A 13935-nucleotide genomic window follows, 5' to 3' on the forward strand; every position below is an offset into this window, starting at 1 on the left:
ACTTTGATAATGTAAAAAAAAGAGGCTGCCTTTTCCCAGAAGACAGCCTCAAAACAAATTATTCCCTCTTCATAAATCCCTATAATACTCTACTGTATTATTCTCTATTTTTTACCAAAATCCAATCCGTATACATTACAGATATCTGAGTTTCTGGTTCTGTCCATTTTATTTCATACCAATATGTTCCGGTACTTATGGGATTTCCACCGATTTTCCCGTCCCATTTATACGTTTTATTCACATCAGAAGAGTAAATCATATGCCCATATCTATTGAAGATTGAAATTTTTAAATCTTTAAGATAAGCCAGTGCCGAATAATCTAAATTATCATTTCTGCCGTCTCCATTTGGTGTAATTGCATTCACGAGATTAGGTACTGTTATCTGAGTCTGAACCGGAGCACAATCGTTGACATCTTTTACATAGAATATATTTTTACCACGAGGAAGATTTGTAAATACATTAGAGTCTTGCCAGAAAAGCCCATCACGAGAATATTGGTAAGGAGCTGTACCACCTTCTGCAATCACTGTTGCTGTATTATTGCTAACATTTATTTTTTTAATTTTTGGAAGCGGGAAAGCGTGTACTTTCACAAACTGCTTGGTTTTACAGCCATTAAATTCCAGAATCACCCAATAATCTCCGACAGGAACATTTTGTATTACCTGCGTCGTTGCGCCTGTACTCCACAAATAAGAGGTATAATCTGGTCCTGCATCTAACGTTGTAAAAGCATCCGGGCAAATTATTTTATCTATTAAAACGCTTGATGGTTTTGGTGGAATAACGTTAAGGGTAATCTTCGCAAAACCAAAACATCCGTTAGCTGAAGTTATTTTTACATATACAAAACCATTTGGTGAAACATAGTTTGTCGCAGGAATAATTTCATTGGTTCCGTTGGTTGCATCAATCAACGTTGGATAGTATGTTCTTGTTGACGGAAAAGTGGTTGTAACGTTAGCCGCAGTTAAATCAAATGTTGCCGTAGTAGGATTGTTTTCATTAAAACATCCATTTAAAACAGCATCCATTGCCACAACTCGAGGGAAAAACTGAAGTGTAATTTTCGCATTCTCGGTACAGCCATCTGCAGTAGTTACTTTTACAAAAACTGTTGCAGGAACTATAGATGAATATGCATTGGCAGGAATGATCTCATTGATATTTGCATTAAGATCTGCCAAAGTAGGATAATAATTTTTGATTGCAGTTGCTGGTCCGCCTACATTGGCAGTTGTTAAGTCAAAAAGACCAAATCCATTGATATCACAAGCATTTATCGTAGTATCGGTTAATACCAAAGGAACTACTGTAATATTTACTTTTACCTGTTCACAGTCTGTAAAGTTCGGATCGTTTCCACAAAATTTATAGGTGAAAGTATCGTTTATTGTTCCCGCATTGGCTGTATAGGTTAAAACACCTGTTGTTGAGTTTACTATTAAAGTACCATTCGCAGGTGGCGTAATGATTTGAACTGTACCAGGAACCGGAATTTGTGCAGAGTTTGTAAAAGCAGGCGTAATTGCAATAGGGATACCAGTCGCACAAATATTTAATGGCTTTACTGTATTTGCCAAACATGAATATACTTTGTAAGGATATGTTGTAAGGGGTACACAAGTACCTTCTGTAATTGATACAGTATAGCTTCCTCCCTGTGTTGGGGTATATGTATTTAAATTAGCACCTGGAATAGGAGTTCCATTAAGATTCCATTGGTAATGGGTAAAACCGGCTTGTACTTCTAAAACCATTCCGGGAACACAGTCTCCTGTCGTTTTTCTGATCACAGGAACAGAATCAAATCCTGCAAAATAACCTCCGTAACCCAAATTTCCACTTCCTCCGGCAATACCAGCCGTTACTGCTTTTGTAGAAGTTACCGTAACGTTTCCAGAAATATTAGGAATAGAATAAGAAACCCAATCGGGAGTTCCTGTTACCGGAAAAGGACCTTGTGCTGCTGTTGTAGGCATATTGTTTACCAATACTGCTGCTCCAGTCTGCGTAAGAATATTCAGTTTTACAAAAAGAGGTGGATTGAAAGCTGTAGAATAAGGCATCTCCCCAATTTTCCCTATTTCATCAATCGTTTTAGGTAAAAAACAATTTAAAGGCGGCATATAATTAAACCCTTCTGTAGCATCATTATCCTGAGTACCAGATAAAAGCTGATATACATAAACGTTTTTACTTGATTTAATATACATATTGAGATGAGATGGCCCGTTTACTATATAATTCATTGCACTTACCCGGTAATACTCACCTTCATTCAAGGTCGCTACAGGAACAGGATTATTGTTCAGTTTGATCTCTGTATTGTTCTCAGTCGCTACGATAATTGCTCCTTCAATTTCCGGAAGCAGGTTCCCCATTCCTTTGATAAGCACAAATTCATTTCCTAATCGCTCTACAGGAACCGACTGATCCATTATTATATCTTCTCCATTATAAGGAGGGGTCAATCCGAACTGTCCACGGAAATTTCCATTGGTAATAGATACCGGTTTTGTAGCTTCTATTTTAGCTCCTATGAAACCATCTTTGTTTCCGGGTTTATTGGCGTATCCAGCAAATATATAAGATTGTCCTTTATTCAAAGTAATCGTAATTGTAGGATGAGTAAGTCCATTAAAGTTATTGTAAAACCAAGTGGTCATTTCATATCCTGAAACTTTGATCTGTGTATTGTCTTCCGTAGCTAAAATACCACAAGTGAAATTTAAAGTGTTGGTATTGTTCATGAGCGGAGCATAAACAGCGTAGAATTTTGTTCCAATTCCTGCTTTGCCTTTCGACGTTAGAATTTCTCCATGGTTCGTTTCCGAAAATCGATAGGTTGCAAAAAATGGGAGGTCACCGTGAAGATAAAGCCCTCTGGTTTTTACACTCATTGCATCAGATGCATTTTGCCCTAACATCATGTTTAATGGAACATCAAATGTTTGCGGGCTTCCTTTGCTGATCGTTACTGTACCTATTACAATATTATTATTGTAAATGGTAACAGGAAAAGGCACGGTACTATCGGTCGATAAAAATAAAGCTTGTTTGGGATTGCCGTTAGTCAGACTCCCTGCCATCGGTGCAAACCAATGGTCGGTATCTTTTTGCGCCCATATAGAAATAGAGAAAAAAGACAGTATTAGTACTAATAGTATTTTTTTCATAAATTATAAGATAAATTAAGCTTATCCTAACAGCAGCTTCAAAAATTTGTTGCTGTTGGCAATATTGCTATTATTAAAAGTATTGTCGTATCAAATCTTAGTTTGTATTTTTCAATAAAATCCAGCCTGTATATTTCACAAGGGTATTCTGCAGGTGTGGCTCTTTCCAAGAAATCTCATACCAATACGTTCCCGTAAGCATTTTTTTATTGCTAAACTTCCCGTCCCAGGTATAATTATTAAAAGCAGTTCCTTTAAAAACATTATTTCCGTATCGGTCATACACTGAAAAGGATAAATCTTTCTTATAAGCGAGATCTGCGTAAGAAATTAAATCATTAATATGATCTCCGTTTGGAGTAATAGCGTTGATGACATTGATAATCGTCATTTCTACACTCACTGGCTCACAGTTGAATGCATCTTTTACATAAAACCTGTTTTGCCCATTAGGAACATTGTTAAATACATTCGAAGTCTGCCAGTTGACATTGTCTTTAGAATATAGATAAGGAGCTTTTCCTCCGATTGCAGTAACTGTTACATTATTGTTTTGAACATCAATATTTTTGATAACAGGGCTTGGAGCAGCTTTCACAGAAACTTTCTGGGTGCTAAAACATCCGTTATGCCCTAAAATAACCCAATACTCTCCAACTCCTACGTTAGATATAGATTGCGTTGTAGCTCCTGTACTCCATTCATAAGACTGGAAACCAGGTCCCGCATCCAGTGTTATTTTCTCGTCAATGCAAATTACCTGATCGGTAAGTAAAGAAGGAATCTGAGGCGGTGCTACGACTTCAAATACTGGGGTCGTTGCTGGAGGACAGCTTCCACCCACCGATACTGTTGCAGTATAATTTCCAGACTGAGTTGGGCTGTACGTATTTGTTGTTGCACCCGGAATTGGGTTTCCATTAAAATTCCATTGATAGGTCGCATAGCTATCATCTACTTCCAAGATCATTCCCGGAATACAATTTCCATTCTTTTTGGCAATAACAGGAATTGAAGAAAAACCAGCAAAATAACCACCGTATCCCACCGCTTCATGCCCCGCTGCAATACCTGCGGTCACCGCTTTTGTAGACTGTACCGTAATATTCCCCGTAACGCTGGATACTGAATATGATTCCCAATTCGTATTACCGGTAACAGGATATGGTCCCTGAACACCAGCTAAAACAGTTCCGTTAACCGTTACCGTTGCGCCTGCCTCGGTGATAATATTTAGTCTTACCGTAGGAGTAATGGGCGTAAAATAAGGCATCGTATTAATAAGACCTATCTCATCTATTTTCTTAGGAAGAAAACAATTCAATGGTGGAATATAGTTGGCTCCACCCGTATTATAATAAGTTCCTGTAGTACCTCCAGACATCAATTGAAAGACATATATTTTCTTGGTACTTTTAATGCGCATATTATAATGTCCACTAAAATTCTGACTGATAAATGATGTAGAACCTATGCGATAAAATTGCCCTTCATTCAGGGTAGCAATTGGAGTCGTTTCATCATTTACATAGACTTGCGTATTATTTTCTGTAGCGACTACTACAGCCCCTTCCAATTCATAAGACAATGGTGCCATCCCTTTCATCACAACATATTCATCACCCAATCTTTCTACAGGGATCGATTGATCCATGTAAATATCTAGTCCGCCACCTCCATTTCCAATAGATGTATGCTGTCCTTCAAAATTTCCGTTGGTTACAGAAATCGGTTTATTGGCAACTATTTTAGCTCCGATAAAACCCGTTAAATTACCGGCAACATTTCCGTTTCCTTCGATAACGTAAGATTGTCCTTTATTCAAAGTAAAAGTCATGTTGGGATTACTAGCTCCTGTTGTTCCATTAGAAAACTGAACGGTTGGATTGTAGCCAGATACTGTTACCGTCGTGTTGTCTTCTGTAGCCAGAACACCCGTGGTAAAATTAAAACTAGAATTAGTAACCGATAATGGTGCATATGCTGTATAAAATTTGGTTCCGATTCCGGCTTTTCCTTTAGATGTCAGAATTTCTCCGTGCTTATCTACTGAGAATCTGAAGGTACAGAAAAATGGTTTTTCTCCTTTTACATAAAGTCCTCTGCTGGTTGTAGCAAATGCTCCCGCCTGAAGGTCTGTCATCATCATATCTTTAGCAACATTAAAGGTCTGTGGATTTCCTTTACTAATGGTCACTGTACCAATTACAATATTGTTATTATAAATCGTAACAGAAAACGGAGTCATAGCATCTGTAGACAAAAACAAAGCCTGCTGATTGGAATCTGTAAAACCACTTTGCTTCATCGGTGCAAACCAATGCTCTGTATCTCTTTGTGAAAAAAGATTATTGCACGCAAGGAGTATAAGCAAAAAACTAAATACAACCTTCTTGAGTAACGAAGACTTATGTTTTTTCTGATGGTAAAAATTGTTGAATATCATTAGATAATTGTATTATAATAACAGAAGTAATACTTGCTTGATCATTATTTCTAATGTTCTTTTTTTGAATAGAATGATTAATTTAATTTTGTGAATGACATAATCTGCCAGTATACACAATCAAGTAATTGACGGTATCACTTCTGATAAGATTAAAATAATAATGAGTAGATTTTTTTCATAGAGTCTATTTTGGGGTGATTTTTTTGATAAAGGATGTTATGAAACTGCCATAACGGCGGCGCTACTACTCACCGCTTTGTTATGGCAGAGACAACATATTATTTTTTAACTGCTTTCACAGTTTTAGAACTTCCATTCTTCATATTCAGTTTTACCATATACACGCCGGATATAAGGCTGTGTAATGAAATTGTTTTTTCAGAACCTTTGAATTCTTTAATCATTTTGCCTGAAAGATCATAGACAACAACCGACTGTAATTGTACATCTCCTGAAATAGTAATGATATCAGTAAATGGATTAGGATAAATAACAATGTCATGTTTTGCTGAAATTTCATTCACGCCCAACGAAACGGTCGGTGCCCAAGAAATATCATCATAACTGTATCGTACGTTTCCATTATCCGTTAAAATCGCCAATCTTGCTGTAGAAGGTACTGTATTTGGTATCTCTACAATATATTCACTTGCACCTGTATAAGAAGTATTGGTGATTGCAAGATTCTGAATAGATACAAATGACGTAATATCTGTTGTGTTCGTTACATATCCAACTTTCATCACCCCTGTATTAGCACTGCAATACGCTCTGAATTTTAATGAATGGGTACCTGCATTGATGTTGCTCAATTCAGGGAGAATGGCCATGGCCGATCCGGTAAGTGGGGTTTGCAACACATGCTTCGTACCAGAATATGCTCCTATACCATTGATTGTCACATTTCCCAATCCTGTAGCCAATTTAATCCAGCAGGGTGCATTTGATAATGCTCCCGCATTATATGCTTCAAAATCTTCAAAAAGAGTCGTTTTTGGTGCACAAAGTGTTAAAAATGATGTAATATTCGACCATAAACTTTGATCGGTTGCACTACATCTAGATCTTATCCAAATATAATACGTTGTAGCAGAGTTTAGACCTTGTACTGTATAAGGATTTGATGTTATTCCTGTTAGATTAGGTACCGTAGTAGATGTTGGAGGCGTATTACTTGTACTGTAATAGATGTCATATCCCAATGCCGGAGCCGGAGAAGGTGCCGCCCAAGTCATATCTACTGTAGCACTAGTTGCATTCGAAAGCACCACATTGGTAGGTGCCAAACACGTCGCTTTTGGCTCCCAGTATACATTATCCAAATACAAAGATGAAGTAGCTGTACCACCGTGTCTTATTGCTAATCTTGCATTAACCGGTACGGTAGTTGGTACCACTACTGTATATTCATAACCATCAAACACTGTATTGGTCATCGTTAATGATTGAATATTAACAAATGAAGCAGCATCGGCATCATTTGTCACATACCCAACATCCATTACCCCAGTTCCCGAATTCACTTTGGCTTTAAATCTCAGCCAATGCGTTCCTGTGTTCACATTGCTAAATGCTGGAAGTACTGCAATCACTGTATTAGCCGGTGAGCTAGCGCTTAGAGTTATCCCTTTTGTGCTATTTACCCCACTACCAGAAATACTATAGTAGCCTGTACCTAATACAATCTTATCCCAACAATCTGCATTAAATGATCCACTAGCAAGCGCGTCAAAATTTTCAAACATAGTGGTTTGCGGATCACATTTAGTTTTAAAGACCCCTCTTAGAGCCCATGCGCTTTTAGATGAGGTGCTGCATACCGATCTCACATAGTAATAATGCGTAGTAAATGAGGCCAATCCGTTAAGAGATGCAGAGGTTGTTGTGCTGCTTCCTGATGCTACAGTGGTGTTGTCTGGAGGTATACTTGAAGTTGAATAATAATATTCGTAACCGTTATTGGGTGCTGTTGTTGGAGTATCCCAAGATAAATTTGCTGCATTGTTGGTAATGCCTGAAGCGACAAGCGCTGTAGGAACAAAACAAGCAGGTGTTGACTCGATTTTTAAACTGAAATCTACAAAGTTACCATTGGTATTAGGACCACAAGGGTTTGCTGTTGCAGGAAGGCTAGTTCCCGTTTGTACTCTTATTCTGTAAATTCCTGGTGCCTGAGATGGTGGAATAAAAAACTGGTCATCAACAGTTGAATAGTTTGATGTTGGTATCGGGTTTTCATAGAAATCATTAAAATCCCCATTTCCATTCCAATCTACCCATACAAGCGATTTGGTTCCGCTACCACCGAATTCCAGATGCACTTTTACAGTTCCTCCCGGATAAGAGGTTACTATTTGAGTTGCAGAATTGTTTACATATGCCTGATGCGAGGTTGCATCGTAGTACAAAGCTCCCTGATCCGAAAATATTGCATTTTTTAAGTAATACATGGTAGATGTTCCTGTAGTAGGTGTACAGTAAGTCTGTGCATCCAGCTTAAAAAAAGGAAGAAGTAAGATCATCCAAAAGAGATAATGTTTTCTCATTGTAGTTCTATTTTTAAAATTAAACATATAATTAATAGCGTACAATTATTAAGCTTTTTTTCGCCTCTGCATTTTCTACTTTGATCATTAACATTTTAGAGTAAATCTAAATTTTCAGTTCGCTTAAAGATTTAAACAATATTAGTGTTATATTTGCCCTATATGAAAAACAGGCTTGCATAATTCATTGAATTTACAAGAATAAAAATCACAAAATACTAAAAACCAATATGTTATAAATTAGGATTATTAAGAGACAGTTAATCGAAATCATCGTGAAAAACAAGACAGAAAATAATTTTAACTGTAAAAAAACTCTAAAAAATAATGTCTTTTTATTATTTTTAATTGCCTTATTTCCCCTATATATCCAAGGGCAAAAAGGTCCCGATTTTAGTCTTTTAACCGATAAATCTTTTCAAAAATTATATCAAAATCCAGAGGACTGTATCAGTTATTCTCAAAGCATTTTAATTAGTGATAAAAACCCTGAACATAAAATTGTTCTAAGAAATATTCTTTCACAAGCCTATGCGATGCAGGGAAATTATGTACAGTCGCTAAACATTTACAATCAAAAAGAAGAAGACATTGGAAAAGACAGTCAGTTGTACTTCATCGATCTCTTTAGCGAATACAGCCTTGCCGACCAATACCAAAATCTTGGTCTCTACAATCAGTCTAAAAATATTATTTCCAATATCTTACAAAACCGTGATCTAGTGAAAAGCCGTGATGTGAAGGTGAAAACTACGATTGCAAAATTGTATCAGCTTCAGGCCATCAACTTCGGCATTGCCAGAAACTATCAAGAAGCTTTTCAAAGCCTAAATATAAGTAACCAATATCTTACTGGTTCCAACAAAGAAAATATCATTTTAATCTGGGAAAATAAAATTTTCAGAGCTTCTTACCTCATCAGACAAAATAAACTTGAAGAAGCAAAAAAACTGCTTGATGAGGCTATTAATGATGTAAAGCACAATGGAAACTATCCTTTTCTTACGGCTTTTGCTTACGAAAATCTGTCTCGATATTATTTTCAGAAAGAAGATTATGATACTGCCATCAAAAGCCTAGACACCGGGCTTTTACATATAGAAGATCTCCCTTACAACAATATCAAAATTGTTTTTTATGAATTATTAACCAGAAATTATTTAGCACTAAATAATGACGAAAAATACCATTATTACAATAATCTTTATACAGATCTAAAAGCAAAACTATACACCAACAAAAAGGAAGGCATACAGTATATTGTAAAATTGGTAGAAACATATAATAAGAAGAATTTTGAGATTCAGAAGCAAAATAAAATAAGGCAATTCAGAAACACTACAATCATTGTTTTGTTTTTTGTTCTTGGAATTGTAACCTACTTTTTTTACGAATCACGAAGAAGTAAAGATCTGAAAAAACAGCTTGCTTTTTTTGAGAAACAAAAAGAAAGAGAAAAATCTATGCAGATGCAGGCCGATAAGCTGAAAGATGATATAGAGAAAGAACAAAAAAACACAGAAAAAGAAACGCCAAAAGTCTCTAAAGAAAAAGAAGATGAGATCTTACAAAAACTGAAAGAATGGGAATTGTCTACTAATTTTTTAAGCAAAAATATGTCGATCTCTATTTTATCTGCACAAACAGAGATCAATACAAAATACCTTTCTGAGGTTATCAACAGCAATAAAGGGAAAAACTTTAATGGCTATATCAATGAATTAAGAATCAACCACATTGCCGGTTTATTAAAAAACGACCCTGCATTTCTCAACTATAAAGTAAGTTATCTTGCAGAGTATTCCGGTTTTTCATCACATGGAGCATTTACGAATGTATTCAAATCGATCACTGGGATGTCGCCCAATCATTACATTCAGGAAATCATTAAAAACAAAAGATCATGAAGTTATTTATTCACTTTTTTTGGCTGTCATTTTTGCTCTGTACAGTTTCTGTTTCAGGACAAAAAACTTCTGATGATTCATTGGGTGTTATTATCAAAAAAGCCAATCAAGAGATTTACAATAATCCCGATAATGTAATTAAAATCGGAAAAAAATTACTTAAAAACGAAAAAGATTCCAAGAAATTAATCCGAATCTATTTGCTTTTATCAACTGCCGGTTTTGCCAAAAGAGATTTTGACGAGTCGTTACAATATATTTATAAAGCAAGAGAACTGGCAAAAAAAACAAATGATCCTAAAATTCAGACTTCTGTTCTGATGACAGTTGCGGTGCAGTTTCAGCAAATGGATCTTTTAAGCAAAAGTATTGAGACACTGGATGAGGTAGACAAATATCTGGCAGAACTTCCCGATGACCTTTCTCTAAAACATTTTGAAACCGCCAGAAGCTTTGCTTTACGGGGCATGATTTATAAAAGTCAGTCGAATCCGGAAATTGCTCTGCAGGAGTTTTTAATTGCCATTAAAAGTTTTGAAAAAGTACCAGATCAAAAAACAACTTATTACAATCAAAGTATTATCTATTATAACATCGGTACATGTTATCTGACGATTGACGAACCAGAACAAGCCCAAAAAGCTTTCCAAAAATCAATTGATATTGCTCATCTTATAAAAGCCAACAGTCTGGAAGCTTTTGCTCTGAAAGGCATGTCTGAAATACCAAAACAAAAACATCAATACCAAGCCGCTTTAGATTTTCTTTTAGAGGCTGAAACGCTCAGTAAAAACATCGGAGATCTCACCCTTAATGAAGGGATCTATAAAGAAATGGCTGATAATTATCTGGCAATGGGAAAGCAAAACCTTTATCAGATATACAGCAAAAAACATATTGAAACCCGTCTTGAGAGAGAACAAAACGAATTAAGCTCTATTAATCATGCTCTTGATATTCATAATGTAGAATCTCAGAAAAAAAATAAAGATATGATTACTCAATATCATATCTTTATTTTAGCAATGCTCTTATCAGGAGCACTTGTTTTTGGATCTTTTTTTTACTTTGCATTAAAAATTAGAAAACGCAATCAACGAGATCAGGAAGAAATTAAAAAACTTTTTAATTCTTAAGAAGGTTATTGTATATCAACCATGTATCACGAGTGCTCTTGGTCGAGTCTTATTTCAGCAAAGTTAAATGCCCAACATAACCTTTTTTTTTACCTTTAGAATTTCCTGCTTTATTCGTTTTTAAAACTCTTTGGAAAGTTATTCGGTAAATCAGGACTGTAGTAAGACATCCAGTCTTCTGTTGTGTTTCCGTTTGCTATTTTATTGAATAATAAAATTGATTTTTTCCCTCACGAAACCAATACTGCTAAAATCTTATGACCATCTTCTAGGATAACTTCTGCATTGATTATATCAAAATAATGAGTAGACAACTTTTTCTTCAGTTCTTCATATTTTAGATTTCCGGATGAACTGCTGCGTAGATTTATTGATTTGGTCTACAATCTCTTGAATTCCTTGTGAGATAGGAACCATCATTTGGTCTTTCGGAATGTTAGATAGATCTCTCAAATTAAAATCAGTATAAATACGTAGTTGTATATGTTCTGCAATTTTTAATTTTGACAACAGTTATTTAAAATCATAATATAAAAATAAAAATCATTTAATGTGTAATATTTATAAATGTTAATTTTTGAATATTTGTAGTTTATTATACTGTTATATTGATAATAAATGTATATTTGTTAAGGATTGTTAATTTATGTACCATATTTGTTAACAATTGGAAAAATACTAAAACCAACCGAAAAACTAAATTAACATGAAAAAATTCTTAAAAAAGATTCCTCTTTTGATTTAATAATCACTATTTAGTGAAGTTAAAAACCAGTGTAGTAAATTGTTTTATTTATCTATATAAATACATATGATAAATTGATGTTTAATACACTACTTATATTTTCCCGTGAATTATTTACCGGGGTTATAGCTCTGTCTATTTAATTCGATAGTCGCAAGAATCTAATCTATTTATTAAAAGATAAATTTTATCAGTTTCACTCTTTAAAAACAAATAACTATGGAAGGAACAATAGGAGAAATCCGCCTTTTTGCCGCAAACTTTGCGCCTAGAGATTGGTCGTATTGTAATGGTGCATTACTCGCTATCAGAACAAACACTGCTTTATTCTCTATTTTGGGAACCACTTATGGTGGAGACGGGCAAGTCACTTTCGGCTTACCTAATCTTTCAGGAAGATCTGCGGTAGGAGCAGGCCAAGGACCAGGATTGTCTTACTATGACCTAGGTGAGATGACTGGTACAAATACTAAAACGCTAACAATTTCGAATCTTCCGCCGCATACTCATACTGCGGGAGGGAATATCGTTATTCCTGCATTTTCGGAAGAGGGAGATTCTGCAACTCCGGCAAATAATGTTTTGGCTTCAAAGGGATCTATGTATACGTCTCAGGGAAGCGATTCTAGTACCAAAGCTACTCCTTTGAATATTCAAGTGGGGGTAACCGGTGGAAGCACACCAATTAATATTACTCAACCTTCACTAGGGATGAATTATATTATTTGTATGTATGGAGTTTTCCCATCTAGAAACTAGTCTTAAGTCATTCTGAATTTTTTTAAAACTAATAATAATTAAAACTAAAATACTATGGAAGGTTATATAGGAGAAATTCGATTGTTTGCGGGAAATTTTGCTCCAAGAGGATGGTTTTTTTGCGATGGAACAGAATATAGCATAGCAAATTACTCTACACTTTTTTCAATTTTAGGAACTACTTATGGAGGTAATGGGCAAACTACATTTGGTGTACCAGATTTACGTGGCCGTGTGGCTGTAGGAACAGGGCAGGGAGCTGGTTTACAAAATATTACATTGGGTCAAGTAGGAGGTACAGAAAATGTAACAATGAATACTTCACAAATGCCGATGCATACCCATAATGCAATGGCTACTATTGCATTTCCTGCTTTTTCAGAAGGAGGAGAAACGGGTTCGCCTTCGGGAACAATTTTAGGAGGACTTCAAGGTGCTTATTCTACTCAGCCTGCAGATACAAATATTGCTCCGGCAACAGCTTCAGGGGCTTTATCTGCTGTAGGTAGCGGTAATCCTTTTGAAATTTTACAACCTGTTTTGGCTGCCAATTACATTATTTGCTGTGAAGGAATTTATCCAAGCAGACCATAATTAAGTAAATTTTAATTCTAAAAAACTAATCATCATGGATGGAACAATGTCAGAAATAAGAATGTTTGCGGGAAATTTTGCTCCAAAATCTTGGGCTTTTTGTCAAGGGCAAACATTATCAATCAATACAAATCAGGCTCTTTTTGCGCTTTTAGGAACCATGTACGGTGGAAATGGAGTTACAACATTTATGTTACCCAATTTTGCGGGTAGAACTGCTATGGGAACAGGAAGTGGAGCAGGAATTGATAACTGGACTCTTGGAGAGATCAATGGTACACCAACGGTGACGTTACTTACTCCCAATCTGCCTATGCACAATCATGCTTCCGGAACAGAAACGGCTTCTATTCAAACGTTTTCTGAAGGAGGTGATACAGGTTCTCCCTCAAATGCCACACTTGCATCATTACCAGGTTTATATTCAAGCCAACCTGCAGATACAACATTAAGACCAATTACAACGGCATTCAGCTTAAGCGTTGCAGGAGGAAGCCAGCCTATTAGTATTCAGCAGCCGTTTTTAGGAATGAACTACATCATTTGTTTATACGGAATTTTCCCTTCAAGATCATAATTAATAATACAAAAGCCTCTAATAGTTTATTCAAT

Annotated in this window: 9 protein-coding genes; 5 read left to right on the forward strand and 4 right to left on the reverse strand. The window is 35.7% G+C overall.

What is annotated here, in order from left to right; translation table 11 throughout:
• Positions 1 to 97 precede the first annotated feature (97 nt).
• The 3 genes from B5X64_RS06900 to B5X64_RS06910 form a co-directional block, all read right to left on the reverse strand.
• Positions 98 to 3187 carry a T9SS type B sorting domain-containing protein gene (locus B5X64_RS06900; protein ID WP_079464522.1) on the reverse strand — a complete coding sequence of 1030 codons (3090 nt, stop codon included), beginning with the start codon at positions 3185 to 3187 and terminating at the stop codon, positions 98 to 100.
• Positions 3188 to 3284: 97 nt separating this feature from the next.
• The gene (locus B5X64_RS06905) at positions 3285 to 5561 is read right to left on the reverse strand and encodes a T9SS type B sorting domain-containing protein (RefSeq protein ID WP_228418786.1); all 2277 of its coding nucleotides are present in this window, start codon (positions 5559 to 5561) and stop codon (positions 3285 to 3287) included.
• A gap of 353 nt (positions 5562 to 5914) precedes the next feature.
• Entirely contained in the window at positions 5915 to 8182 is a 2268-nt protein-coding gene (locus tag B5X64_RS06910) for a fibronectin type III domain-containing protein (RefSeq protein WP_164463383.1), read from the reverse strand.
• A gap of 275 nt (positions 8183 to 8457) precedes the next feature.
• Here B5X64_RS06910 and B5X64_RS06915 point away from each other — a divergent pair, with 275 nt between their 5' ends.
• Both B5X64_RS06915 and B5X64_RS06920 read left to right on the forward strand, forming a co-directional pair.
• Positions 8458 to 10089, forward strand: coding sequence for a helix-turn-helix domain-containing protein (locus B5X64_RS06915; protein WP_111944925.1), 1632 nt, complete (start codon positions 8458 to 8460; stop codon positions 10087 to 10089).
• Positions 10086 to 11225, forward strand: coding sequence for a tetratricopeptide repeat protein (locus tag B5X64_RS06920; protein WP_079464526.1), 1140 nt, complete (start codon positions 10086 to 10088; stop codon positions 11223 to 11225). The genes B5X64_RS06915 and B5X64_RS06920 overlap by 4 nt, the downstream gene beginning before the upstream one ends.
• 330 nt (positions 11226 to 11555) lie before the next feature.
• Here the strand turns inward: B5X64_RS06920 and B5X64_RS06925 are convergent, their stop codons facing one another.
• Positions 11556 to 11735 carry a hypothetical protein gene (locus B5X64_RS06925; RefSeq protein ID WP_066679689.1) on the reverse strand — a complete coding sequence of 60 codons (180 nt, stop codon included), beginning with the start codon at positions 11733 to 11735 and terminating at the stop codon, positions 11556 to 11558.
• Positions 11736 to 12189: 454 nt separating this feature from the next.
• Here B5X64_RS06925 and B5X64_RS06930 point away from each other — a divergent pair, with 454 nt between their 5' ends.
• The 3 genes from B5X64_RS06930 to B5X64_RS06940 are packed head-to-tail and all read left to right on the forward strand — an operon-like array spanning position 12190 to position 13900.
• On the forward strand, positions 12190 to 12729 hold the full coding sequence (locus tag B5X64_RS06930) for a phage tail protein (RefSeq protein WP_066679688.1): 540 nt from the start codon (positions 12190 to 12192) through the stop codon (positions 12727 to 12729).
• Positions 12730 to 12783: 54 nt separating this feature from the next.
• Entirely contained in the window at positions 12784 to 13323 is a 540-nt protein-coding gene (locus tag B5X64_RS06935) for a phage tail protein (protein WP_066679687.1), read from the forward strand.
• A gap of 34 nt (positions 13324 to 13357) precedes the next feature.
• A complete protein-coding gene (locus B5X64_RS06940) occupies positions 13358 to 13900 on the forward strand; it encodes a phage tail protein (protein WP_079464527.1) in 543 nt (180 codons plus the stop codon).
• Positions 13901 to 13935 lie beyond the last annotated feature (35 nt).

Origin of the sequence: Chryseobacterium balustinum (assembly GCF_900168205.1) — a bacterium.
GTDB lineage: Bacteria > Bacteroidota > Bacteroidia > Flavobacteriales > Weeksellaceae > Chryseobacterium > Chryseobacterium balustinum.